Consider the following 25,596-nt stretch of genomic DNA (forward strand, 5'->3'; position numbering starts at 1 on the left):
AGGACACTCAGGAAGATGCCCCTCCACAGAGACACCCCCGCGCCCAGGGAATCCCCCGCTCCCACGCGGGACTCCGCTCAGCGACGCTGGGCAGGGGATCTGCACGTGATGAACAGCGGAAACGCCCGCGACTTAAACGCAACCCGCGTCGGCGAAAAAAGAGCCACCCCGATGCGCGCTGCCCAATACGGTTCGGCGAACCCTGCACTGCGTGCCAACCCGGAACCAGCGGGCCGGCCGACTGCCAGCTCGTGCAAATGGTGCGCATGGATCCCGAACTCATGGAACGCATGCGTCAGATGAACCTGGCGCACCGGCACACGTCCTAAACCACGTCACGCAAACCGCGGTAACCGGTGCCCGCCTGCGTCCGGTTATTCGGTTACTTCTCCACGAAGTATTCCCGTCCGGCCAGAGAATCCGGAAGTTGAACGTCGGTCTGGACATCGCTCTTCGCCACCAACCCAAACTTCTCATACGCTTTCCGCATGTACTCGGCCGCGTCGATATTCAGGGGACCGGACGTCCACATGGCGTACGGAAGGTTAACAAAACGCTTCTGTTTCACCGCCTCTAAGTTCTTCGTCGCCGGGTTGGATTCCAGGATTTTCACTTTCTCCTCGAAAGTTTGTGACGGGTAATCCACGAAAGCGATCACATCCGGCTGGGCAGAGGCGATTTTCTCCCACCCCACCGTCGTCCACGTGTCATCGACGTCATCGGTGGCGTTCTTCCCGCCGGCTGCCTCGATAATCGCCTGGGGTCCACCGAACTTGCCGGACGTAAAAATTGTGTCCTTCGCGGAGTCGAAGACGAACGTCACCGGTGGCTTACCGGAACCCTCAGCGTTATCCGCACCCTTAGCCGCGGGAGCCTGCTTCAACGCGTCCAGGCGTTTATCCACATCGTTGACCACGTCCTTCGCCTTATCCTCGTGGCCTGTCAGCTTCCCAATATTGGTGAGGTCCGCTTTAGCAGCATCCCACGGATCCATCGTCCCGCGCTTGTCGGACCCGCCCTGCCGGCAGGACTCGGAAAGAATATAGGACTCAATCCCGTGATCCTTCAGGGCATCCGGCGTCAAGTTCTTGGATTCAGAAAACCCGTAGTTCCACCCCGCGAACACAAGGTCCGGCTTGGTCGCGATAATTCGCTCTAGCGACGGAGATTCCGGCGCATCCACCTTCAGCTTGTCGACGACATCCTTGCCATATTTGGCCTCAAGGATTGCCTTGTCATCCTGCAGGCTGCTGACATTCGCGATATTGTCCGCTGCGCCCACAGCCAGCGTGGTGGCAATCATGTTCCCGTCGTTGACGTACATGTGTTTTGCCGTCGACGGGTAGGTGGCGTCCTTGCCGCAATTCTTGACTGTGACCGACCCCGAGTTGCCGCCCCCATTTCCTCCTGTAGCGCTGGTGGAATTGTCCGAGCTGGAGCACGCTGCCAGCGGAATCATAATCAGGCTGGCCATGAGCGCAGAGGTCGCCATGGTCCCCGCAGAATGACGACGCCGGCCCCAGCCGTTGAGTTTTAACCCCTGAATGTGGTGCACGGTAGTGCCGTCCACAGTGTTCTGCTTCACGGTGCAGTATCCTTTCGTAAGCTTTCCACCACGAGATGGAGAGAACTGTTCGCGGTAGAAATATGGGTGGAATTCACGGAAAAGCCGTGCGCAACGGTGCTCTCCGTCAACGTTTCTTCAGGCGGACCGGCCGCAAGAACACCACCATCGCCAAGCACTATGACGTGGTCGAAGTGCGTAAACGCTAAATCCAGATCGTGAATGGTGGCGCAGATCGTGCGCCCCGACGCTCGCATCACGTCGAGAAGCAGAAGCTGATACCGAACATCCAGGTGGTTGGTGGGTTCGTCCAACAGAACAAGGTCCGTATCCTGGGCCAATCCGCGGGCCAACATGGCTCGACGACGCTCCCCGCCGGAGAGCTGGTCGCAACGGTGATCGATTTTGTCCGCGAGGCCAACGACCTCCAGCGATGCCGTCACAACGTCGCGTTCCTTCTTCCCACCGGTTTGCCACGGCTTCAGATGCGGAATCCGCCCCAAGGCCACCATTTCGCCGAGCAGGAGATCATCCGGTGGCGCTTCCTCTTGGCCGATGAACGCAATGCGCTGGGCCCGGTCACGCGGGCGAAGAGAGTGGAGGTCGGTACCGTCGTCGATAAGAACAGAACCAGAATGCGGCCGGTGAATACCAGCGAGAACACGAAGGAGAGTTGATTTACCAACGCCATTAATGCCGACGATGGCCGTCATGCTGCCAGACGGAACGGTAAACGACACGTCCTGGAGGATAACCCTGCCCGAATGGGCAATTGAGCATGAGACGTTGCGTGCCTCCAGTGTGGTCATCGGCTGCCCCCAAACATCACTCTTGACCCCCGAACCTGTAATGCGAGCGCCCCATGAGGATCAGGAACACGGGGGCGCCGATGATGCCGGTCACCACACCCAGCGGGATCTCCTGCGGGATGGCAGCTACACGTGCCAGAACATCCACCCACACCAGGAAAATAGCGCCGCAGAGCATGGCTGCCGGAACCAGCCGGCGATGCCGAGGGCCAACAAGGAGCCGAGCAATGTGAGGAATCACCAGACCCACAAAACCAATTCCGCCCGACACCGCCACCAACGCGCCCACCAGAATTGCTTGGAGAAAGAACAAGCACTGACGGAGAACAGCAACATTAATTCCCAGCGCGGCAGCAGTATCTGGGCCAGCAGATAACGCGTCTAACTGCGACGATACCGCCATGAGGAGCACAAAAGTCACAGCCACAATAGCCGACGGGATCCACAGCTTGGACCACGTAGCGCCCGCAACGGAACCCAGCATCCAAAACATGACGCCCTGCGCCGCCTGCCCATAGGGCGACTTAAAAATCATGAAGTTGGCGATCGCGCTGAACGCGGCGCTGATCACCACTCCGGAGAGAACAAGGCGCAATGGCGTTAGCCCACCTTGCCCCATAGCTACGAAGTACACCGTGAGGGTAGCGGCTATCGCCCCGGCCAAAGCCCCGCCGGTGAGCGCGAAAAGTCCGAACGACGAAAACCACCCCAAGGTGATGACCGACGTTGCCCCCACACTGGCACCCGACGAAATACCCAACAAATACGGGTCAGCCAGCGGGTTGCGGACCAGCGTTTGGATAGCGACCCCCGCCAGCGCCAGGCCGGCGCCGACGATGGCGGCTAATACCCCCCGGGGAGCGCGTAAATCCCACACCACGGAATCCAACGATGCGTCCGGTGCGGCCGTGCCTTCGAGATGCGCACGGATGACAGACCACACTTGGCTGACGCCGTACTGAGCTGAACCAAACGTCGTCGACGCAATAAGGCTGATGACCAGTGCAGACATTCCGATAAGCATGAATACCCAGAGCGGAGCCCGATGAGACGTTCGCTCGGACGGAGCCCGGCGGAACTTGGATCCGGACTGGTCCCGGCGGGAGCGACGCCCAAAGGAAACCCCGCTGGTCCGTCGCCGCGACGGCATGCGGGGTGGTGACGATTTACAACCGTTATTCACGTGATTCCTTGGCGAAATCTATACAGGGGTGATCGATAGCAGGGAGCGGTTCGGTGAACCTCCAGAAAAACATTCAATGAAAGTAAAACACATTTTCTATAGAAGGTGAAATGGGTAGATGAGCAGCGAAAAAGCCTGTCGAGCGTCCTCTATGATGTCCTGTCCACGCGTGTTATTGATATGCGTGCGCTCTATCTATTGATATACATGGACGGTACCCCTTAATCGGTGTCATCCCTTTGGTTTTCATCGATTTCGTTAATCGACCGATGCCCCCCATGACCCCCGGCACCACTGAAGCCGACGAAGCCCCTCAATTCCACCGAAGAGAGTTGAATCATGAAAAAACACGGCGCAGCTTTTCTAGCCAGTACATTGTTGATCTTTTCCGCCGCGGTTCCAGCACATGCCGGGGATGCGCAACAACCGTCATCTCAACTGAAATGGGGGCCGTGCCCAGAAGGGTCGGGAGTAGCCGACCGGGCGACCTGCGCAACTTTTATGGTTCCGAAAGACTATGAGGATCCTTCGGCGGGGACTATCGAACTCACCATGAGCAAAATCCCTGCTAGCGGGGAGAAGAAAGGCGTTATTGCGGGTAATCCGGGCGGTCCAGGTGGCGACGCGCTGGGCATGTTTAGCGACCCCAGTGATACAGGCGAAGGAGCGCAGCCGGTTCATCTGCCTGAGAGCGTCGGCAAGAATTACGACCTCATTGCGGTGGAGCCCCGCGGGCTAACGTGGGGAACGCCGCTGAATTGCCAACCAGAGATCACCACGCCGCATATGACGGCAGGAATGCTTTATGATGCCTGCGAATCGCATAATCCTGGGTATACAAAAACAGTCAATACAGAAAATACGGCCCGCGATTTAGAAGAAGCTCGAAAACTCTTGGGCGAAAAGCAGCTCAATCTTTATGGGCTTTCCTATGGAGGGCCGCTTATGGGGACATATGCAACCTTATTTCCGGAGCATACGAATAAAGCGATTTTTGATTCAAGCGCTTCACCCAATGATCTTGTTTTCCGTCTCGCAGAAAAACGACAAGCTATCCGCCATGAAGCTATACATGAATTCTTCTCCTGGGTGGCTGAGCGCGATAGCGAGTACCACTTAGGGACGACCCCGCGTGAGGTGTATCAATCCTTCGCCGCAGTGATTCATGACGAATATGGGGTGTCAGCTCCTGTCCGCCCGCAATCGGCGGACCGTCGCGATGTCGCGGCAATTCCCGACGATTACGCCGAGGCAGCAGTAGCCCTCGTGAACGCGGCCGACCTTGTTGCGTGGCGCACTGGCAGGGTGGTCGATGCGGTCAAGCTCTATACCGACGCGATTTCGCCGGTTCAATACACGACGCCGAACTCAATGGTGATGGGGGCGCTGTATAGCCAAAAGTCGTGGCCTAAACTGGCGGAACACTTGAGTACGATGAAGACTCACCCGGAGGATCCAAGCACCAACTCAGGGAAGTCGTCGGATGAGGATGATAACGGCGTCGAGCCGACGCCGGAGGAACAGCAACAGCAGGAAATCCAGCAAAAACTTGCGCAGGCGATGGCCATTCAGAGCAACGTCGTTACGTGTAATGAGAATGCGACGCCTCCGGACCGGTCCAAGCTAATCCCCTATTACGCGTCCGTTATTGTCCCGGGGGATGCCATAGATTTGAACGAGGACATGCTGGCCAGTGGCGCATATTGCGATGGTTGGCCTACGAACAAACCGTTCAAGAAGGTGTCCGGGGACAAGCTGAAAGTTAAGCCGCTGCACCTCAGTTACGACAATGACACCGCGGTCACCGGAACGGGAGCACCCGAGATGCGTGATGCGATGGGCGGGGAACTCCACACGTACTCGGGTTACAGCCACGGTGTGTTGGTTAATGACTTTGATGACGCTGCCCATATTGTCACTGACTATATGGAGGGGGACTAGACAGCTTCGGGTTTGTCTATGTGGTTTGATTACCACGTAAAACGGGAGGTGACGGGGTTTCTAAGTTGTGCCCTTCACCTCCCGGTCTCGTTCATCCCTCGAGCTGTTGTTTCACCTTTGAGAAAGAGTCTTGGTAAAACTTTTCGTTGTCCCCTCCGAGATGAAAAAGGTAACCGCCGGGTTGGGCTAAGTTCACTCGTGAATGCCCCTCTTCTTGAGTTACGAATACCTTCATTGGAGCTAGATAATTCCTCCAGATAAGACTACCTAGCAGGCGATACTTAAGACTATTTCCAAGCTTGGCTTTGAAGGAGTGATCTGATTCGGAAACAATCGAAAAACCTTCGAGAGAAGCTAATTTACTCTTGATTTCAGGAAGAGTCAGCGTGTTAGTTTCAAAAGTGTACGTGTCCATAGTTTCGTCTGTAGGTTGATGTTTGCGGGACCGCTTAGGCTTTTATTTACCGAAGAAGTGATCTATTCCGTTTCTGAATGCTCCCTTAGCAGTGTTTTCCTGTGTTCACGTGTGGCCACGTTACCAGTTTATGGAGCTATCCGTGCTGCCAACATTTATTCCGGTGGTGCGAAGGCTGTGGAAGCGAGCTGGCGTTGAATAAGCGTTTCAAAATGTGGGCTCAATTGCCATCGCAGTGACGTGGACCATGAGCTAAGTTGTAGAGACGGGCGTAAAGCAGCGGAGGGAAATCGTTAGGTCGTCATGTGCCCGCGCTTTATTCCCTCGTAACGAGGAATAGACAGCCCTGTCTTTTCTTGCCGAGGGGCGGGCGCTACCGTGGCATTATGCGAACGATAGCGATTGTTGGTGGCGGACCACGCGGGATCTCAGTCTTGGAGCGGCTCGGAAGTTTACTGCAGGACTCGTCAGATCAGGCTGCGGCCGACGGCAACGCTATGTCGTTCTCTGTCGGGGTTACTATTCACCTTATTGACGACGTCGAACCCGGCGCGGGCCGCGTGTGGAGGACTGACCAATCACCCACACTGTGCATGAACACTCTGGCAGACGCAGTGACGCTCTTCACTGAGCCGGGATCGACCGTGCGCGGCCCCGTCCTGGAAGGCCCAACCCTGTACGAGTGGTTTCAATTGCTCCGCGGCGATGCTGTGCATCCTCGGCCAACTGACACTGATTCCTCTCGCGCACGCATGAAAACGGACCTGTTTCGTGAATTCCCTCCCACCATGCCAGTGGATTACGAGGCAGAGATCCGCCAAGCACGTCCTGAATCGCACCCTTCGCGCGCATTGTATGGGCATTACCTGCGGTGGGTATTCGGCATCGCTGTGGACCGACTTCGGATAATTCCTGGCGTGACTGTGCAGATTCATAAGGCCAGGGCCGTCAATATCCGCCTAAGCGATGAAGGGGCTGATGGCGACGTGGGCACGGGTGTACATGGAGGCGATGATGGTCCCGTCGGCAAGCAAAAAACACGCGCTGCACAGACGAGTTCTCGGGACACCGTCACGCTGTCCGACGGAACATCCGTCGACGCAGACGCCACCATATTGGCGCTCGGCTGGACCGACACCACCGCGAACACCGCTGAATCGGTACTGGGCGCGAGTGTCGCCGCGCACCCGAACCTGACCTGGATCCACCCCGGCCACCCGGCTGATCAGGATCTTGACTCCGTTGCCGACGGGCACGGCACTAGTAAGAATGCGGCACCAAACGATTCACAAGCACACCGGCCCGACGTCATCGTGCGGGGCCTGGGCATGGGTTTCTTTGACCTCATGGCAAGGCTGACAATCGATCGTGGCGGAGAGTACCAACGCACATCGTCCTCCCCGTTTGACCTGAGCTATAAGCCTTCCGGCCGGGAACCGCGGCTCATCGTGACATCCCACCACGGGTACCCTTACCAGCCGAAACCCGTGTTTGGCTCGCTCCCGCCGGCGGCACCGATGCCGCGGCTGAAGTCCGCGATCCAGGCGCTACCCAGTGATTCACCTGCAGGCAGTATCGATTTCTCCACCACCCTGTGGCCGGCGATCCTGCGCGACGCACAAGCTGCCTACTATCGCGTGCTCCTTCGCGGCTCCGACGAGGCACTCAGCCAGATTCTCCGCATTATCGACGACCCAACCACAGACCCCTGGTCGCTTCACAATGATCCACGGCTCGATGGTCTGGTTGTTCCCCCGGACCGCTTTGACCTGCCCTATTACGCCGATCCGATGTCCAGGATCGCGGCCGAGCTACCGGAGGCGACAGATTCCGATGTGCCAGACACCGAATCCGCCATCCGCGCCCTCACCAAGGCGGTCAAAGAAGCGTTGAAGAAAGACTTGGCCGAAGCGCGCCGAGGCCGGGAATCAGCGGTCAAGGCGGGATTGCAGGTCATCGGAGCCGCGCGCAAAACCGTCGCCATTGCTGATGAACCAGGACAATTCACGCCCGAGTCACGCAGGCGCGACTATGCCGAATTCGTCCGGATCGGTGCCAACGTCGGCTCCGGGCCGCCCGCGTTCCGCACCGCGGAGCTGATCGCTCTTATCGACGCTGGACTGGTCGTTTTTGCAGGCGCCGATCCGATCGTCGGCGTGACCATCGACCACGACGACGAACCACAGTTCGTGCTGACCTCGCCCACCACGGGCGCGCACCCCGTGTATTCCACGACGCTGATCGATGCGTGGCAACACAAACCGAACGTTACAAGGAGTGCGGATCCGCTAACACGAGCGCTGGTGGCGTCGGGAAGAATGAGGCCATTTGCACTGCATACACCACATGAGGACAGCGCAACACGTGACGGTGAGAGTTCCAAACGGCACCTCATCCCAACCCGAGCACCCGAAGTCGACATGAAGACATGTCGGATTATCCATTCCGACGGCGCAACCGATCCGCGCATCCACATGTTGGGAATTCCGCTCCAAGAGATGCGGGCGGATACCACCATTTCGCCAATGCCAGGTACTGACCCGCTGATGTTGCAGGAAACTGATGCGGCAGCGGCAAGCGCTCTTGGTATCCCGCGTGGGTAGCGACGTCGGCAAGTAATCGTCGGACCCCCGACGTCGGCACGTGCCCTCGACATCACTGACCACAATTCCTCTACACTGGCCCACACCATGACCGGAGCCATGAACGCTGACACACACGCCCGTACATCGTCGCGACGCAATCACAGCTTCCGCGGCGCCTGGATTGTTGACACCACCACTGGCCCTATCAAAGGGCATGCCGAAACAGGTGTCGTCGCTTTTCGTGGCATACCGTACGCGCGACCGCCCCGAGGCGACTTGCGATTCCGGCGTGCCCAACCAGTGGAACCATGGACAGAACCGCTGATCGCGGACCATCCCGGCGACTATTGCGCCCAGTATCGCAATAAGTCCGTGGGGTGGGTGGGGTCGGAAGACTGTTTGTGGCTCAATGTAGTCGTTCCCTTAACGGCCACTCGCTCGGGTGGACGACGCCCGGACAACGGGGGCTCGACCGCACGCCAGCGCCATATGATTGATCGGGATGCTCGCCGTCCCATCGTCGTGTACTTTCATGGTGGGTCGAACGTCCATGGCTCCGCCAACGAACCGCTGCTCACCGGGCAGTACTTCGCTCAAGCCATGGATGCGGTGGTCGTGGCGGTCAACTATCGTGTGGGAATCCTGGGGCAGCTGTCGTTAAATTACTCAGCGCATGAATCACCCCACGCACTGAAGGCCAACCGCTCAAAGGACGTCGTCACAGAGTCCGTCACCAGGGCAGACTCCAACCCGGGTCTATCGGATCTCGTCACGGCCGTGCGGTGGGTTCATGATAATGCTGAGGCATTCGGCGGAGACCCCGCCCGCATCACGATCATGGGTGAATCCTCGGGTGGCGCAATGGTGACTGCCCTCACCGCCGTACCGGAGCTCCGCGGAATCATCGCTGGAGCTATCGCGCAATCCCCACCCGTCGCGATGGTTCATTCACCCGCAGCCGCAGGCCGGTGGGCAGACCGTGCGCGAGCCGAAAATCCAGACCTCAACGGCATCTCTGCCATGCAACTCGCGCACCTCACCGAACGCTTGAACGTCATTAACGACGACTACCTCGAGTTTTCCGGCCCTTTCGCACCGACTGTCGACGGGGACCTTATGACTCGGCATCCCCTGGCTATTCGCTCATCGTCTCCGCATGACGAACCGCACAAAAAATCACGGGATGAACGCCAAGAAGTACCTGTTGACGACGGCACCCCGGGCATGGACATCCCGCTTCTGATTGGGACGAACGCCGATGAATACCTGGTTATGCGGTGGGAACGCATGTCGACTCGCGCCCAACGCGCGCGCGTTCGTCGGTTGGCTCAATCCATTGGTGGGAGTGCCCCGGAAATCTTGGCAGAGTTTTATCGCGGGGGTCGCTCCCGTGCGGAGTGTGGGAGATTTGCCGGCGATGCCTTGTTCTTAGCGTCATCACTGCAATTAGCGTCCCGGTGGCCACAAGGGAAAGCCTGGATGTATCGACTCGATATGGTGACACCCTCGCTTCGGCTGTCCGGGTTGGGCGCGACGCACGCTCTAGATTTGCCGCTCTTATTTGAACGCTATGATTCCGGAAAAGGCCCCGACGCGCTGTATTTGGGTGGCCACGATCAGATGCGGGCTACCAGTGCCGTGATGCAACTTCGGTGGAAGAATTTTATTCATTCTGGCAATCCAGGGTTCCCGCCACTCAGTGACGGCTTTGCGACCCAGATTTTTAATGCGGGCGAGCGTACAGCAGAAGATCCGTCTGGTGACCTGCGTCGGGCCTGGTCAGACGTCGATCTGACGAATTAATTTCGTCAAATAAGGAATATTTATTTCGCTGTATTTACTACAATTATAAATGTGTCAATTCCTGTTAATGATTCTTCTCATCGAGCTTCACCACATAAGTGGGCATTTCGCGATAACTGGACCGTAAAAACCACCACCGGCCCGGTCGTTGGCCACGCAGAAACGGGCGTGGCCGCGTTTCGGGGCATCCCCTATGCCGAACCACCCACCGGTGATCTACGCTTTCGTCGTGCCCGCCCCAAAGAGCACTGGGCAACACCCCTTTTAGCAACCCAGTCCGGAAGCCCCTGCATACAAATCCGCAACGCTGACCACGGTGTCATCGGCTCAGAAAACTGCTTGTGGCTCGACGTCGTCGTTCCTCGTGACCCGTCATCACGATCAGCTGTCGATCCGACAGCCCGTCGGCCTGTCGTGGTCTTTTTCCACGGTGGATCAAACGCATTCGGATCCGCCGCCAAAAGGCTATATTCCGCCCAGTACTTGGCGACGGCACTCGACGCCGTCGTCGTCGCTGTGAATTACCGTATCGGGGTGGCAGGAGGACTGTCGCTGAGCTATGGAACACCGCAGCCCGACCTCCCCGCTGACCGTTTCGATACCAACACGCAGCTCTCCGACGCCGTGATGGCCGTGACGTGGATCCGTGACAACGCGGAAGTATTTGGTGGGGATCCACATCGGATTATCGCGATGGGGCAATCGTCGGGAGGTGGGCTGGTTGCATCCCTAACCGCCGTGCCCCAGCTGGAAAAGGTAATAGCCGGTGTCATCATGCTCTCGCCGCCACTGGCGATGGTGCACCACCCGGACCTAGCCGCACTGTGGGCCAACCGCCTGTTTGACAGATGCGACAATCCGTTGACGGTGGATTCGCGGACAATAGGGGCGCTAAGTGGAGCGCTGCTTCAGGAAAACGTGAAAAACGTGGAGTTCGGTGGACCTTTTGCCCCCGTCATCGACGGTGACCTCCTTCCGCGTCACCCGCTGGAGATCACGCCAACTGCCCCCGGGGTTGGCGGCAAAGTTCCGCTGCTGATCGGAACAGTGAGCCACGAATACTACTTCATGCGGCTCAGGAGAGTCACGACGGCAACGCAACGTCACCGGGCCCAGCGTTTTGCCGAATCCATTGGACCAGACGCCGCTGACGTGTTCCGACAGATGTACCGCAATGGCCAATCACGCACAGAGTGCGCTGACCTCTTTGGTGATTGCCTGTTCTGGGCTCCGTCGATCGCACTGGCAGAACGGTGGTCGCCCAGCAACGTGTGGATGTACCGCCTCGACGCCTCCACACCTTTCTTTAAAGCATTAGGACTGGGGGCGACGCATACTTGGGATCTCCCGCTCCTTTTCGGCCGGTATGACTCAGGGATTGCTTCGAAAGCGTTTACTTTCGGCGGCCTGGACCGCATCAAAGCAACGACGGCAGCGATGCAACGCCGGTGGCGGGACTTCATTCACGACGGACACCCCGGTTTCACCCCCCTACTCCGACGACCGATCAACGCACATCTTTGGCGACGACGGCGAAACGACCGTGAACGATCCGCGCCACGACATGCGTGAGGCGTGGTCGAGCGTGGACTTCGCGGACGTCGGATCGAAATAGCGTAGTAGGAGCCCGCGGTTCACACCGCGCTGTGCTTGTCGGCTAGCGTGACAGTCCAGTCGCTAGCGTGACAGTGCAGCCTGAGCAGCGTAAAGGCCGCACAACCCGTGCGCCCCCGCGCCCGGAGGAGTCGCCGCCGAACACGAGTACACACGCGGTCCATCGCCATGAGCGGCGATCGTGTACGGGTTCGTCGATAATCGCGGCCTGCCCAGTAACCCGCCGAGTGTGTTCGCCCCGGTTGTAATGTTGCCACCCACAGAATTGGCATTGTCGCGCTCAACATCCGCGGGAGTCCTGATTTTCTTAGCGACGATTCTCTCGCGAAATCCCGGCGCGTACTGCTCAATTTGTCTCTCGATGGAGGCGCACAGTGCGGACGCCTCGTACTGCTCGGAGCAATTCCCTGTGTATCCCGCCGGAACGTGCGCGTAGGCGTCGATGGGGTGGAGGCCTTCGCTGCTCCGCGACGGATCGGCAACGTACTGTTGGGTCACCAACACGAAAGGTCGCTCCGGTAGGCGACCACGGTTGATCTCCCGCTCAGCGGCGTGAATATCGCGCACTGAACCACCCAGATGCACAGTTCCCGCGCGCCGGGCCGGCTGGTACGTCCACGGAATATCTCCGTCGATGGCGAAATTCACGACGGCAACGCCCGGACCGTACCTGTACCGCGACAGAGCCGCGCGCACATGAGCGGGCACCTGCGGAGGACGTCGGCTAGCGGCGATGATGTTTAGGGCGGCTTGCGGTGTCGTGTCCAGCATGACGATGTCGTTAGCGCCGGCAGGAAGGTCGTCAAGAGACCTGATAGCGCTGCCGGTTGTGACGTGTCCGCCGGATCGCTGCAGAGCGTGAACAAAAGCATCGGTGATGGCCTGCGAACCACCCTTGGCGACGGGCCAGCCGCGTGCATGGGCGGCGGTGGTGAGCATCATCCCGATGGCGGACGAGCCGGGGCCTGTCAACGGCCGAAACCCGTGCGCAGCGACGCCGGCGAAGAGCGCGCGGGCCTCTGGGGATTGCCATAAGTGGGAAGTAGCCACAGCGGGGAGTGCTGCGGGAACGCTGAAGCGGAGAAGATTTCCCCATCGGCGTCCGACTGTCTGATCTGTATGCCGTGCCCGACGCCGGGCTAGTCGTAAGGGCGGCTGAAGAATATCTGGCGCGAGTTTTGCAAAGTTGCTGGACAGAGGGCGGAATAGTCGCTCCCACCAGAACCGATCGTGTGCAGTGGGAAACTGTTGGGCCGTGGCGTGGACATCGCGATAGAGCGCGGCGCCAGCGGAAGCAGCGGCAGCACCGCCGGAGCCGGGCGCGGCTCCACCCCGTGCGGTTTGGATGAGCGGATGCGCGCATTGCACTGCCGGCCATAACCACTCCAGGCTCGCATTATCGTCACTGGTTAAAGACTGCAGGAGCGGATTCTCTAGCGCGATTGGGTGAATCGCCGCGCAGTGATCGTGGATGAGTCCGGGCAGGGTCAGTTCGGTGGAACGGGCACCTCCGCCGATGGTGCTTTGAGCCTCAATGACAGTGACGTCACATCCAGCGAGCGCGAGAGTGACGGCCGCCGCGAGTCCGTTCGGGCCACTGCCCACAACAAACGCTTGAGTCACAGGCACCTCCCTCCACCCGAAAATCGCCCGAAGCCGTAGTAACCCGAAGCAGCCCCATGTTGCTTCACGTCACGGTGAATTATACGGCGTGTGAACCGGCGAGGGCTTCCTCGCCCGTTTCGGATTTCTGGACATCCTCCCAGTCATGGTCGCCAGCGTCCCACGTGGGCATGTCCAAAATCCCGGCGCGCTTCGCCACCACCGTTGTGGCCAGGGACTGCCCAGTCACGTTTACAGCCGTGCGTCCCATGTCGATAATTGGCTCGATAGCCAGCAGCAAGCCGACACCGGATAGCGGGAGGCCCAGCGTCGATAATGTCAATGTCAACATGACCGTTGCACCGGTCGTGCCAGCCGTCGCCGCGGAACCAATAACCGAAACGAAGATAATGAGTAGGTAATCAGTGAAGTTTAGGGGAGTGCCATAGAACTGGGCGACGAAAATCGCGGCGACCGCGGGGTAGACCGATGCGCACCCGTCCATTTTGGTGGTCGCACCCAGCGGGATAGCGAAGGACGCATACTCCGATGGCACACCCATGCGCTGCTCGGTGACGCGCTGGGTGACAGGCATAACTCCCATCGACGAGCGCGTGACGAAGCCCAAGCTGGTCACAGGCCAGACGCGGCGGTAGAAACCCGACACGGAAAGACCATTGGTGGCGAGCACCGTGGGATAGATAATGCCCAGCACAATGGCCAAGCCAACGTAAATAGCAAGCACAAATTTGCCGAGCGAACCGAGCGCGTCCCACCCGTAGTTCGACACGGCATGCCCGATCAGCGCGGCCGTGCCAATCGGTGCTAGGCGAATAATCCACCACAGCACGGTTTGCACGATCTTGAGGACGGATTCGTTAAACCGCAGGAACGGTTCCGCCGCGTGCCCAGTTTTCACGGCTGCAATGCCGATGGCCAGCGAAATAACCAGCAGCTGGAGCACATTGAAGGACAGGTCAATGCCATCGCCACTTGATGCGGTTGATGCACCCAGCCCCAAGATATTCGATGGGACGATTCCCTCGATGAAGGCCAGCCAGCTGCCGGTATGCGATGGGTCCGCAGCCGTGGAGGCGTCGACGCTGGTACCTTCACCAGGTTTCATAACCAGCGCGACAATGATTCCCGCGAGGACGGAGAAGAACGCGGTGATGGCGAACCACACGAGCGTGCTGATCGCGAGCCGCGCCGCGTTAGTCACTTTCCGCAGGTTTGCCACAGAGGTAATGACCGCGGTGACGACCAGCGGTGGGATCATCACTTTCAGAAGCTGCACGTAGGCAGTGCCGACCCCGTCGAGCAGCGAGCCTAGCCATCCTTCCTTGTCGCCGTCGAGTCCGTTGCTTTGAGCGCGGGCGATAAAACCGAGGATGAGGCCGATAATGAGGCCGGCGATCACTTGGGCGCCGAACCCGGTCATCCACCCGGGGAGGAACTTCTTTTTCTCATCGACGGTGTTGTTGAGTTTTGTGTCGATTTTCGTGTCAGCTGAATCGGCCATGTGTCTCCTTCGCTGTGGACCTGCGTGCGGGACGGCGGGAGGTGTTATGGCTGGTCAAGCCGGAGCCCGTGCAGACTGGTCTGTCTATTTATAACCGACGCACATATTACGTGGTGACGTCCCTGGTTCCAACCTGCGACCGTGGGCAACTATTCCTGACGTGACATATCACTCATCGGCGTGACCACCGTCGCCTGGCCGACACTCTGCGCTCAGCCGACACCCCGCGCTCAGCCGACACTCGTCGCCACGCCATGAGTGTGAGTTCGCTCGTACGAGCTAATACGGGTTGACCGACGAACTATGCGTATTAATCCGTATGTCATGGAGAATCGAGGGAAATGCCCGTTGGGGACACTCAGTACGGCTGCAGACACGGCACCCAGGCCCGATCGGAGTTGCGGCCGCCAAGTCCGAGAGATCTAAGCCTTCGGCATACACCGTGCGTTCCGCATGACGCGCCTCGCACCCCAGGCCGATGGCGAACACTTTTCCCGGCTGGCCGAACCGTCGTCGATAGTGTTTCACCGTCCGCGCTACCCACATGTACGTACGCCCATCCGGCATCTGCGCTAGCTGGCGCATCACTTTCCCTGGGTAGGAGAACGTTTCGTACACGTTCCACAACGGGCAAGTGCCACCGGAATGTGTGAAATGGAATCCCGTCGCCGATTGCCGCTTGGACACATTCCCAGCGCGGTCCACGCGAACAAAGGTCCACGGTATTCCGCGCAGCTTCGGGCGTTGCAGGGTAGATAAGCGGTGGCAAATTGTCTCGTACCCCATGCCGCAGGCCGTCGACAGGTACTCGATGTCGTAGCCGGCGCGCTCTGCCTGAGCATGGAAATTGGTGTACGGCAACACCAGCGCCGCTGCGTAGTACGTCGCCGCGCCCCGCACCGCGAGTTGCCGGGATTCGTCGGATGTAAAACGCGGGTCCTCGTCGACAAGAGAATGGAGCTGATCGCCGACCTCCAAATAGGCAAGCTCCGTAGCCATCCGGAAAGCCTTCTGTCCAGACGTGAGGTGGGCATCGATGGTGAGCACGCCGGTGTCGGGGGAAAACCGGTGCTGCACCATGTCCTCGGCGGTATCCGTGTGCCCATGCCCCGCGCTATCCAGGTGCGAAATGTAGCGAACCTCGACCCCATATTTCGAGGTCAGCCGCGTTGCGACGCAATCTTCGACGTGGTTGATATTGGGAACGCCCAGGCCCAGCGTTCCGGCAAGCTTCTCGGCCGCCCCATCAAGCGAATCAATATAGTTCTGGCGGGCATAAAAGAAATCACGAACCTCTTCGTGAGGCATGGTGAGTGCGTCGGATCCCGTCGACGAATCCTCCACATCCGACCGGTTTCGCTCCTCCGTGACCAGTGACAACTTGTCCGAGACATTGCGATAGCGGCGGTGAATATCCACCAATGCGCGGGCAAGCTCCGGGTGAGAGCGGACAAGATCCGCCACCTCGTGCACATCGATGCTGGTGGGGCATACCTCGCGGTCCAGGGTGACGTCGTGAACCTCGGCGACGAGGCGGGAATCGTCTTCGCGCGAAAAGAAAGCCTCGTCGATTCCGAAAACATGGGTGATTTTCCGGAGAACCGACGAGGTCAGCGGGCGACTGTCATTTTCAATTTGGTTAACGTAACTGGCAGAGAGCCCGAGAGAATGCGCAAGGGTTGCTTGGCTTAACTCTCGTTCTTTTCGGAGCTGCTTGAGCCGCGCCCCCACGAAAACCCGCGAGGACAAACCCTCCTTGTCAGCTCCAGTGCTCATGCGACAACAATAGAGCGTCGTCGGGGGCAATTGAGGGGTTTTGCGTAGATTCCTCGACGCGACCTAGTGGAACTGGCCTTCCTCGGTGGAGCCCTTCAATGCAACCGTGGAGGAGTTGGGGTCCACGGTGGTGGCAACGCGGTCGAAGTAACCGGCACCGACCTCGCGCTGGTGCTTGACGGCGGTGAATCCGCGCTCCTTGGCAGCCTGGAACTCGCGATTCTGCAGGTCCACGAAGGCCGTCATCTGCTCGCGGGCGTAGCCGTAAGCCAGGTCGAACATGGAGTAGTTCAGTGAGTGGAAACCGGCCAAGGTGATGAACTGGAACTTGAAGCCCATCTTGCCCAGCTCGTTCTGGAACTTCGCGATCTCGTCCTTCTCCAGGTGCGAGGACCAGTTGAACGATGGTGAGCAGTTGTAGGCCAGCAGCTGGTCGGGGAATTCCTCGTGGACACCGTCGGCGAACTTCTTGGCCAGCTCCAGGTCCGGTGTGCCGGTCTCCATCCAGATGAGGTCCGCGTAGGGGGCGTAGGACTTTGCACGAGCAATACAGGGCTCGATCCCGTTCTGGACGTGGTAGTAGCCCTCCGCGGTGCGGTCGCCCGTAATGAACTTCTGGTCGCGCTCGTCCACGTCTGAGGTGATGAGTGTGGCGGCCTCGGCGTCGGTGCGGGCAACGATCACGGTCGGCGTGTTCAAAACGTCCGCCGCCAACCGTGCCGACGACAGCGTACGAATGTGCTGCTGCGTGGGGATCAGCACCTTGCCGCCCAGGTGACCACACTTCTTCTCTGAGGCCAGCTGGTCCTCCCAGTGGGTACCAGCCGCGCCGGCCTGAATCATGGCTTTCTGCAGCTCGAAGACGTTAAGGGCGCCACCGAAGCCGGCCTCGGCGTCGGCAACGATGGGGACCAGCCAGTTATCGACGCTGGTGTCGCCCTCGATACGCGCAACCTCGTCGGCACGAAGAAGTGCGTTGTTGATGCGGCGCACGATCTGTGGGACAGAGTTAGCGGGGTAGAGGGACTGGTCGGGGTAGGTTTGAGCAGCCAAGTTGGCGTCGCCCGCAACCTGCCAACCGGACAGGTACACGGCCTTGAGCCCCGCCCGAACCTGCTGGACAGCCTGGTTACCAGTGAGGGCGCCGAGGGCGTTGATGTAGCCGTCGCCGTCTTCGTGGATGGAGTCAAAAAGGATTTCTGCGCCGCGGCGGGCAAGGGTGTTTTCCTCAACGACGGTGCCCTGGAGCGCCTCCACATCCTCCGCCGTGTAGTTGCGGGTGACGCCCTTCCACCGAGGGTTGGTCTCCCAATCCTTCTTGATTTCTTCAGCGGTACGGGCCTGTCCAACCGTAGACATTGTGTTCACTCCTATGAGGTCTAAGTTCTAGAGACATTGACACCCACATATCGGGCTAAATCCGTAGAAAAACGGAAATTACGACTTTGGTGAATGTCTGTGTAGCCGGTGGCCGTGGTGGGCTCGTTGGCGTGGTCTTAACCTTTACCGATGAGAAAACGCACGTCAATGACTTTTAAGATCGTATTCTTGTGCGGGGGTAGTGGGGGATTTTGCAAAGTTTGCAAACTTACGCCACCGTATGTTTTAGATCACAAAATCGACAACCGGCAATGAGCTGCATTAATACAAAATATGATCTAGATAACTGCGTACTGTGTTTCGCGTCACTCCATAGTGTTTTGTGGATCACAGCAAAAAAGAGCGGGGGGAGCTGACAGGATATCTGGCACTGATTAGCTAAAAAGTGTTCCACCACACGCCGAACTCCCTTAGGGTTAGCCACACCAGTGTTAGCAACACCACCGAGAACAGTTGTCGTTCCGAAGGAGAAACTATGACCGACACAACTAGTACATCGCAGACAACCGCTACTTCCGACACCACACCCCGCACCAAAGTCGCTGGCCTCCAGATAGCCACCACTCTTTATGACTTCATTACCGGCTCGGTCCTTCCCCGCACCGGCCAGGACCCCGACGCCTTCTGGTCCGGCTTCGCGGACATCGTGAAAACCTATACGCCTCGCAATAAGGAACTCTTAGCCCGCCGCGAGGAACTGCAAACCAAGCTCAACGAGTGGTACACCCAGCACCCCGGCGAACAAAACATCGACGATTACGACGCCTTCCTCCACGACATCGGCTACGTGGTGGACAATGACGATGACTTCCAGATCGACCCCGTCAATATCGACCCGGAAATCTCGGAGACCAGTGGTCCCCAGCTGGTGGTTCCCGTGCTTAACGCCCGCTTCGCGCTAAACGCTGCCAACGCGCGGTGGGGTTCGTTATACGACGCTCTCTATGGCACCGACGCCATCCCCGAAGACGGCGGAGCAGAAAAAGGCAACGGTGGCTACAACAAAGTCCGTGGCGATAAAGTCATCGCATGGTCGCGTGATTTCCTCGACAAGGCAGTTCCCCTGGTTGATGCCTCGCACCACGACGTCACCCGGTACGACATTTCCGACGGCTCCTTCGTCGGCTATGTTAACGACGAAAAGCACGAGCTGCGTGAACCGGAGGTCTACGCCGGCTACGCCGGTGACAAATCCAACCCGACGTCGATTTTGCTGCGGCACAACGGCCTGTACATCGACATTTTGATCGATCCCGAATCCCCCATCGGATCCACGGACAAGGCCGGAGTCAAGGACATTATTCTCGACGCCGCCGTCAGCACGTTGATTGACTTTGAAGATTCCGTCGCGGCCGTCGACGCGACAGATAAAACCCTGGGATATAGCAACTGGTTCCAGCTAAACACCGGTGAGCTGGAAGAAGAAGTGACAAAGGGGGATAAGACGTTCACCCGTCGGCTAAACCCCGACCGTGAATACACCAGCCCGGACGGCGAATCCTTCACCGTGCATGGCCGAACACTGATGTTTACCCGCAATGTCGGCCACCTCATGACCAACCCGGCGATCCTGTTGGAGGATGGGTCTGAGGTATTCGAAGGCATCATGGACACCGTCATGACCGCGGTATGCGGGATCCCGGGGATTGACAAGAACAACCCCATGTACAACTCCAGCAACGGGTCGATCTACATCGTGAAACCCAAGCAGCATGGTCCGGAGGAAGTGGAATTCACCAACGACCTACTGGGCGCCACCGAGAAGCTCCTCGGGCTCCCGGAGAACACCATCAAGGTGGGAGTGATGGATGAAGAGCGCCGGACCACGCTGAACCTTGACGCGTGTATTAAGGCTGTGTCCAAGCGACTGGCCTTTATTAATACGGGCTTCCTGGACCGCACCGGCGACGAAATCCACACCTCCATGGAAGCGGGCCCCATGATCCGCAAGGGCGAAATGAAATCCGCCCCGTGGATGCAGGGCTATGAGGACAACAATGTGGACGCTGGCATTGCCCACGGCCTGCCCGGAAAGGCGCAAATCGGTAAGGGCATGTGGGCGAAGACCGAGCTCATGGCCGACATGCTGGCTGAAAAGATCAGCCAGCCAGAACAAGGTGCCACCACCGCGTGGGTTCCGTCGCCGACCGCAGCGACGTTGCACGCCACGCACTACCACCAGGTAGACGTGTTCACCGTCGACGAGAAACTCCGCGCCGCGGGCCGTCGTGATAACTACCGCGACCGCTTGAACGTCCCCGTATCGCCCGACGGAAAATGGAGCGATGAGGACATTAAGGAAGAGGTAGACAACAACTGCCAGTCCATCCTGGGGTACGTCATCCGGTGGGTGGAGCAGGGTGTGGGGTGCTCCAAGATTCCGGACATTCACGACGTTGACCTCATGGAAGACCGCGCGACGCTGCGAATTTCCTCACAGCTTCTGGCCAACTGGCTGCACCACGGCATCATCACCGAGGATTATGTGATCGAGGCGTTGAAGCGCATGGCGAAAGTCGTCGATAAGCAGAATGAAGGAGACCCGGCATACCGCCCCATGTCGGCCGATTATGACAAGTCAATCGGCTGGCAGGCGGCGAAGGACCTGATTTTGGACGGAACAACGTCGCCATCTGGCTACACCGAGCCGATCCTGCATCGCCGTCGCCGCGAATTCAAGGAACGCGAAGGGATTGCATAAGGTTCCGCGGGCGGGGTTGCGCGTCGGTTCCGCCCGCGGCTGAAGGTTCCGCGTCGATCCTGCCGCTTTGGTGCTGCAACTGCTGCGTCTGTCACAGGTGATGGGTAACCTCATACGTAGACGGTGAAGGTCGAGCAGAAAGGTACCTTGTGGTGACGCAGTCAGCAAATAAACCAACGCTTCAGGATCTTCTGAAATTCAAGGTCGTGCTCTTCGACCTTGATGGGGTTCTCACGCCCACGGCAACACTCCACCAGCAGGCGTGGGCGACGATGTTCCAGGCTTTCTTGGCAGAGCGTGGCGAGCGGGCTTACACGGACCAGGACTATTTCGATTACCTGGACGGGCGTCGTCGGGATGAGGCCATTCAAGCGCTCTTAGAATCACGCGGCATCTCCCTTCCCTATGATCGTGGTGACGCAGGTCATGAGGGAGACGACGAACCTACCGATAACACCATCACCGGGTTAGGACTGCGTAAAAACCGCGACTTCCTTGACCTCCTCACACGTGGAATGGACCCGTACCCTGGATCATTGCAGTTGCTCCACGCGATGAAGGACTATAACGAGTTCCACGCGTCGGATGCCGTACAGATGGGTGTGGTGTCGTCGTCAAAGAACACGCCGAGGGTCCTGGAATCAGCCGGGCTCACTGATTACTTCCCCCACGTCGTCGATGGGAAAATCGCGGAAGAGAAAAGGCTGAAAGGGAAACCTGCACCCGATACCTATGTGTACGGTGCCGAATTGTTCGGCTTCACCCCTGCCGACGCCGTCGTTGTTGAGGACGCCACTAGCGGTGTGGCCGCGGGGCGTGCTGGTGAATTTGGGTACGTCCTGGGTGTCAATCGTGGTGCAGGAAAAGATGCGCTGATCAAGGCCGGGGCCGATGCTGTCGTTGACGACCTCGGCGAGCTGGTGTAAAAAAGGCCCCCTGCCAGCCAACCCACAACCTACGGATCGGTAGCCTGATCGATAGGCTGTGTCTGCAGCAGCTCATGCCGTTAACGTCACCACAAGGACCCCTAGGAGAGTGAATGAGCCCGAAAGCATCGCAAGCGACGTCGGAAGCCTTTCTTGCTGCCCGTCGCCATGGACATAAGGACCAAAAGGGCTCGATCGATGACGGCCGCCAGGACGGATTACTGGCCCGCGCAGACGGCCACCACCACGGTGTTGACCCTGAGTCCACCATCGACCGTGAAAACAATCCCGTCGACCCGTGGCGGCTCATTGAGCGCGTCCCCAACCGCATGGACCTGGGGGTATCGGAATCCATCTTCGCCCTCTCCAACGGATACATGGGCATGCGCGCGAACCCCTCCGAAGGTCGGGACTCCGCCTACCATGGCACCTACATCAACGGCCTCCACGAAACATGGAACATCCGCCACGCGGAGGACGCCTACGGCCTAGCCCGCAAGGGGCAGACCTTGGTCTCGGCACCCGATGCCAAGCCGATGCGCCTATATATTGACGACGAACCCCTCCGCTTGGGCAGCGCCGACCTCGAAGATTATGAGCGCGTCCTGGACTTCCGCGAAGGCATCCTTCGTCGCAACCTCATTTGGCGCACTCCCTCGGGCAAACGCGTGCGGGTGACCTCCGAGAGGATGATCTCCTTCCAGGAGAAACACCTGGCCATCATGAGCTTGGAGGTAGAGCTTCTCGATTCTGACGCCGCCGTCGTTATTTCGTCGCAAATCCTCAACCGCCAGGACGGTGAGGATGAATACCACGGTGGCGGCAACGGGAATAGCGCCAACAGTGCCGCGGAAAAGGACCCCCGCCAGGGCGAGACCATTGAAGAACGTGTCCTGATCCCGACATTCCGGGCCCATCCGGCACCCGAGCGCGCCACTTTGGGATACCGGTGTGCCGAGTCCGGCATGACCGTGACTTGCAGCATGGACCACAAATTGACGGTGGACATGCCGGGTGCGGAATCGCTGAACACGCGTGAAGAGGCAGGCGTGGAAGTGGATGCACGCGTGCGGGACGATAACGCCCGCGTCGTCCACCACCTCAACGGCAAACAAGGAATGACGATACGGCTGGAAAAGTTCGTGTCCTACCACTCCTCCCGGCATGTGGCGGCTGAGGAGCTAGCCTTCCGCTGCGCGCGCACGATTAACCGCGCGGTACAGGTAGGGTTCCCGGCCTTGCAGCAGAACCAGCGGGAATGGCTCGATGCGTTCTGGCAACGATCCGACGTGGAAATTACCGGCCAGCCAGCAGTCCAACAGGCGGTCCGGTGGAACCTCTTCCAGCTTGTGCAGGCGTCGGCACGGGCCGATGGCCATGGGGTTCCTGCAAAAGGAATGACCGGATCTGGTTACGGCGGGCACTATTTCTGGGATACGGAAATTTATGTCATGCCATTCCTTAGCTACACCAATCCGTCATTTGCCAGGAATGCGATGCGGTTCCGTTTCTTGATGCTTCCCGCTGCCGAGGACCGTGCCCGGGAGCTCTCCCATGACGGTGCACTGTTCCCGTGGCGCACCATTAACGGCCTGGAATCAAGCGCGTATTACGCGGCGGGGACCGCTCAGTACCACATCGATGCGGATATCGCGTACGCCCTCATGAAATACGTGTATGCGTCGGGCGATACAGATTTCTTGTTGCGCGAAGGGATCCACATTTTGGTGGGCACAGCGCGCTTCTGGATGTCCCTGGGCTTCTTTGACCGAGATGGCGAATTCAACATTCACTCCGTCACGGGGCCCGACGAATACACCACCGTGGTGAATAACAACCTCTACACCAATGTCATGGCGGAGTATAACTTGCGCGTGGCGGCCGATGTTGTTCGCCAGATGAAGGCTGACCGCCCAAACGACTACGCCGATCTAGCGAAACAGTATGGCCTGGATGAGGAAGAAATAGAGCTGTGGGATAAAGCAGCCGAGCACATGCACATCCTGCTGGACCCGAAGTTGGGGATTCACCCGCAGGATGACCAGTTCTTGGAGCGTGAGCGCTGGAACCTCGACGACCCGGCCGTGGGTCCGAAGCGTCCGCTCTTACTGCACTATCACCCGCTCACCATCTACCGCTACCAGATCATTAAGCAGGCCGACGTTGTGTTGGCATTGTTCCTGCGGGGTAACCGGTTCACGCGGGAAGAGAAGCTGGCCGACTACAACTACTACGACGAGTTAACCACGGGCGATTCGACCCTGTCTGCCGTTGTCCAGTCCATTGTTGCGGCGGAGCTGGACCTGAAAGACAAGGCGATGGATTTCTTCCTTCGTGGCCTGTTCGTGGACTTGGGCAACTTACACGGGAACACAAAAGATGGGGTGCATATTGCGTCCACCGGGGGCGTGTGGTCCGCGCTCGTGTACGGCTTCGGTGGCTTCCGTGATTATGAGGGGCGTTACAGCATCAACCCGCGACTGCCCGATGAGTGGGAAGAACTCATTTATCGGATCACCCTCCATGGTTGTCGCATTCGTGTCGCTATCCGACGTCACTCTGTCGAACTCGTGGTGGAAGAGGGGCTTCACGATGTTGGTCCCATCGAGGTCGGCGGCCGTGAAGTAGTCGTGACTCATGAGCCGATGACCATCGCTTTGCCTGGTGAGCGCAACCTCGACGACGACTAGATTCGGACTAAAACCGCCGGCCCCCAACTGGGGGCAGTGAGTTGTCAGGAAATGTCCGTGTTTCCACCCTAACTGGCTTGTTGAGGCTACGCTAACGGGCTGCTTCATGCGAAGAAAACAGTATTAACATTGCAGGTCATGGCTGGAAAATTCCACTTACTAATCATGATGGGCAGTGGGGGTAATGAATTACGCAAAGACGTAGTTGCGAAAAACCCGTCTTGACCACTAGTGATGTGTATCACCCGGTAGCGGTGTAAGTGGAGTGCACCTCCCTCGTCGTCGTACAGTAAGGCTGACACTGGAGGTGCCATGACTGTAAAAAACGCGAACCGTGACGCCATTGCTCACGGTAAAATAACGACGGACCCGCTCCGTGAAAAGCCGGGGTTCCCGTCGTGGGCTATGAAAATGACGATGGCGATCACGGGCCTAATTTTCGGGCTATTCGTGCTCGTCCATATGATCGGTAACTTAAAGATCTACATGGGGGCGGATCACTACAACGACTACGCAGAATTCCTGCGTACGGTGCTCGAACCCCTGTTCCCGCGTGAGGGCGTCCTGTGGGTCGCTCGTATTGTTTTGCTCGCTTGCCTGGTGTTGCACGTGTACTGCGGCATCGCCTTGCACTCTCGCGCCCGCCAATCACGCGGCAAGTACCGCCGGACAGGGCTTGTGTCGGGGATGAACACCTTTGCAGCGCGGTCTATGGTTGTGACGGGCCTGGTCCTACTGCTGTTCATCATCTTCCACATTTTGGATTTGACCCTGGGTGTGCGGCCGATCGGATCGAGTGAGTTTGAGGAGAACACTCCCGGTCATGCAAATGCCTACGCCAACCTCATTCACAGCTTTGATCGTCCCGGCGTTGCCATTTTCTACATCCTTGCCATGGTGATTCTGTTCGTCCACCTGTCACACGGCATTTGGACGGCTATCTCCGATCTCGGAATTACCGGACACCGGTGGCGTCAAGTCATGCTAGTGGTCGCCTACGTAGTTCCGGCCATCATCATGATCGGCAACATTTCGATTCCTGTCGCTGTTCTGACCGGCGCGATATCACTGTAGGCGGAGGTTAC

At 58.6% G+C, this 25,596-nt stretch carries 17 protein-coding genes; 9 read left to right on the forward strand and 8 right to left on the reverse strand.

What is annotated here, in order from left to right; translation table 11 throughout:
- Positions 1–86: 86 nt before the first annotated feature.
- Positions 87–329, forward strand: coding sequence for a DUF6767 domain-containing protein (locus I6J23_RS10905; protein WP_412523818.1), 243 nt, complete (start codon positions 87–89; stop codon positions 327–329).
- Positions 330–382: 53 nt separating this feature from the next.
- Here I6J23_RS10905 and I6J23_RS04275 read toward each other — a convergent pair whose 3' ends face one another.
- From I6J23_RS04275 to I6J23_RS04285, 3 genes are all read right to left on the reverse strand, one after another.
- Positions 383–1,492 (reverse strand): ABC transporter substrate-binding protein, encoded by a 1,110-nt coding sequence (locus I6J23_RS04275; RefSeq protein WP_204582911.1) that lies wholly within the window; start codon positions 1,490–1,492, stop codon positions 383–385.
- Positions 1,493–1,581: 89 nt separating this feature from the next.
- Positions 1,582–2,373 (reverse strand): ABC transporter ATP-binding protein, encoded by a 792-nt coding sequence (locus I6J23_RS04280; RefSeq protein ID WP_204582661.1) that lies wholly within the window; start codon positions 2,371–2,373, stop codon positions 1,582–1,584.
- A 16-nt stretch (positions 2,374–2,389) separates the two neighbouring features.
- A complete protein-coding gene (locus I6J23_RS04285) occupies positions 2,390–3,397 on the reverse strand; it encodes a FecCD family ABC transporter permease (protein WP_204582912.1) in 1,008 nt (335 codons plus the stop codon).
- Between the two features lie 498 nt (positions 3,398–3,895).
- Between I6J23_RS04285 and I6J23_RS04290 the strand changes: the two genes are divergently transcribed.
- Positions 3,896–5,497 (forward strand): alpha/beta fold hydrolase, encoded by a 1,602-nt coding sequence (locus I6J23_RS04290; protein WP_204582662.1) that lies wholly within the window; start codon positions 3,896–3,898, stop codon positions 5,495–5,497.
- A gap of 91 nt (positions 5,498–5,588) precedes the next feature.
- Here the strand turns inward: I6J23_RS04290 and I6J23_RS04295 are convergent, their stop codons facing one another.
- Positions 5,589–5,912 (reverse strand): hypothetical protein, encoded by a 324-nt coding sequence (locus tag I6J23_RS04295; RefSeq protein ID WP_204582663.1) that lies wholly within the window; start codon positions 5,910–5,912, stop codon positions 5,589–5,591.
- A gap of 386 nt (positions 5,913–6,298) precedes the next feature.
- On the opposite strand from I6J23_RS04295, the gene I6J23_RS04300 reads away from it, so the two are divergent.
- From I6J23_RS04300 to I6J23_RS04310, 3 genes are all read left to right on the forward strand, one after another.
- Positions 6,299–8,515: an FAD/NAD(P)-binding protein gene (locus tag I6J23_RS04300; protein ID WP_204582664.1), complete on the forward strand. Its 2,217-nt coding sequence runs from the start codon at positions 6,299–6,301 to the stop codon at positions 8,513–8,515.
- A gap of 99 nt (positions 8,516–8,614) precedes the next feature.
- Positions 8,615–10,300: a carboxylesterase/lipase family protein gene (locus tag I6J23_RS04305; protein WP_204582665.1), complete on the forward strand. Its 1,686-nt coding sequence runs from the start codon at positions 8,615–8,617 to the stop codon at positions 10,298–10,300.
- A 51-nt stretch (positions 10,301–10,351) separates the two neighbouring features.
- Entirely contained in the window at positions 10,352–11,872 is a 1,521-nt protein-coding gene (locus I6J23_RS04310) for a carboxylesterase family protein (RefSeq protein WP_239454990.1), read from the forward strand.
- A 105-nt stretch (positions 11,873–11,977) separates the two neighbouring features.
- Here the strand turns inward: I6J23_RS04310 and I6J23_RS04315 are convergent, their stop codons facing one another.
- The 4 genes from I6J23_RS04315 to aceA all read right to left on the reverse strand — a co-directional run bounded on the left by I6J23_RS04315 (position 11,978) and on the right by aceA (position 18,173).
- Entirely contained in the window at positions 11,978–13,537 is a 1,560-nt protein-coding gene (locus tag I6J23_RS04315; protein ID WP_204582666.1) for a phytoene desaturase family protein, read from the reverse strand.
- Positions 13,538–13,616: 79 nt separating this feature from the next.
- Entirely contained in the window at positions 13,617–14,957 is a 1,341-nt protein-coding gene (locus I6J23_RS04320; RefSeq protein WP_412523819.1) for a dicarboxylate/amino acid:cation symporter, read from the reverse strand.
- A 360-nt stretch (positions 14,958–15,317) separates the two neighbouring features.
- On the reverse strand, positions 15,318–16,814 hold the full coding sequence (ramB, locus tag I6J23_RS04325) for an acetate metabolism transcriptional regulator RamB (protein ID WP_204582668.1): 1,497 nt from the start codon (positions 16,812–16,814) through the stop codon (positions 15,318–15,320).
- A 63-nt stretch (positions 16,815–16,877) separates the two neighbouring features.
- Positions 16,878–18,173, reverse strand: a complete 1,296-nt coding sequence (gene aceA / locus I6J23_RS04330) for an isocitrate lyase (protein ID WP_046203239.1) — start codon at positions 18,171–18,173, stop codon at positions 16,878–16,880.
- Positions 18,174–18,669: 496 nt separating this feature from the next.
- Between aceA and I6J23_RS04335 the strand changes: the two genes are divergently transcribed.
- The 4 genes from I6J23_RS04335 (at position 18,670) to I6J23_RS04350 (ending at position 25,585) form a co-directional block, all read left to right on the forward strand.
- A complete protein-coding gene (locus I6J23_RS04335) occupies positions 18,670–20,895 on the forward strand; it encodes a malate synthase G (protein ID WP_204582669.1) in 2,226 nt (741 codons plus the stop codon).
- Between the two features lie 149 nt (positions 20,896–21,044).
- Complete coding sequence (locus I6J23_RS04340) at positions 21,045–21,821, forward strand: HAD family hydrolase (RefSeq protein WP_204582670.1); 777 nt, start codon at positions 21,045–21,047, stop codon at positions 21,819–21,821.
- Positions 21,822–21,934: 113 nt separating this feature from the next.
- Complete coding sequence (locus I6J23_RS04345; protein WP_046203237.1) at positions 21,935–24,511, forward strand: glycoside hydrolase family 65 protein; 2,577 nt, start codon at positions 21,935–21,937, stop codon at positions 24,509–24,511.
- A 312-nt stretch (positions 24,512–24,823) separates the two neighbouring features.
- Positions 24,824–25,585 carry a succinate dehydrogenase cytochrome b subunit gene (locus I6J23_RS04350; protein ID WP_204582671.1) on the forward strand — a complete coding sequence of 254 codons (762 nt, stop codon included), beginning with the start codon at positions 24,824–24,826 and terminating at the stop codon, positions 25,583–25,585.
- Positions 25,586–25,596 lie beyond the last annotated feature (11 nt).

Source organism: Corynebacterium kroppenstedtii (assembly GCF_016894245.1).
Taxonomy (GTDB): domain Bacteria; phylum Actinomycetota; class Actinomycetes; order Mycobacteriales; family Mycobacteriaceae; genus Corynebacterium.

Bases quoted from the DNA above. Each gene is read 5' to 3' on its own strand.
- I6J23_RS04305 (WP_204582665.1), top strand. From the start codon at position 8,615: ATGAACGCTGACACACACGCCCGTACATCGTCGCGACGCAATCACAGC.
- I6J23_RS04280 (WP_204582661.1), bottom strand. From the start codon at position 2,373: ATGACCACACTGGAGGCACGCAACGTCTCATGCTCAATTGCCCATTCG.
- I6J23_RS04275 (WP_204582911.1), bottom strand. From the start codon at position 1,492: ATGGCGACCTCTGCGCTCATGGCCAGCCTGATTATGATTCCGCTGGCA.
- I6J23_RS04350 (WP_204582671.1), top strand. From the start codon at position 24,824: ATGACTGTAAAAAACGCGAACCGTGACGCCATTGCTCACGGTAAAATA.
- ramB (WP_204582668.1), bottom strand. From the start codon at position 16,814: ATGAGCACTGGAGCTGACAAGGAGGGTTTGTCCTCGCGGGTTTTCGTG.
- I6J23_RS04335 (WP_204582669.1), top strand. From the start codon at position 18,670: ATGACCGACACAACTAGTACATCGCAGACAACCGCTACTTCCGACACC.
- I6J23_RS04345 (WP_046203237.1), top strand. From the start codon at position 21,935: ATGAGCCCGAAAGCATCGCAAGCGACGTCGGAAGCCTTTCTTGCTGCC.
- aceA (WP_046203239.1), bottom strand. From the start codon at position 18,173: ATGTCTACGGTTGGACAGGCCCGTACCGCTGAAGAAATCAAGAAGGAT.
- I6J23_RS04285 (WP_204582912.1), bottom strand. From the start codon at position 3,397: ATGCTTATCGGAATGTCTGCACTGGTCATCAGCCTTATTGCGTCGACG.
- I6J23_RS04295 (WP_204582663.1), bottom strand. From the start codon at position 5,912: ATGGACACGTACACTTTTGAAACTAACACGCTGACTCTTCCTGAAATC.
- I6J23_RS04290 (WP_204582662.1), top strand. From the start codon at position 3,896: ATGAAAAAACACGGCGCAGCTTTTCTAGCCAGTACATTGTTGATCTTT.
- I6J23_RS04320 (WP_412523819.1), bottom strand. From the start codon at position 14,957: ATGACCGGGTTCGGCGCCCAAGTGATCGCCGGCCTCATTATCGGCCTC.
- I6J23_RS04300 (WP_204582664.1), top strand. From the start codon at position 6,299: ATGCGAACGATAGCGATTGTTGGTGGCGGACCACGCGGGATCTCAGTC.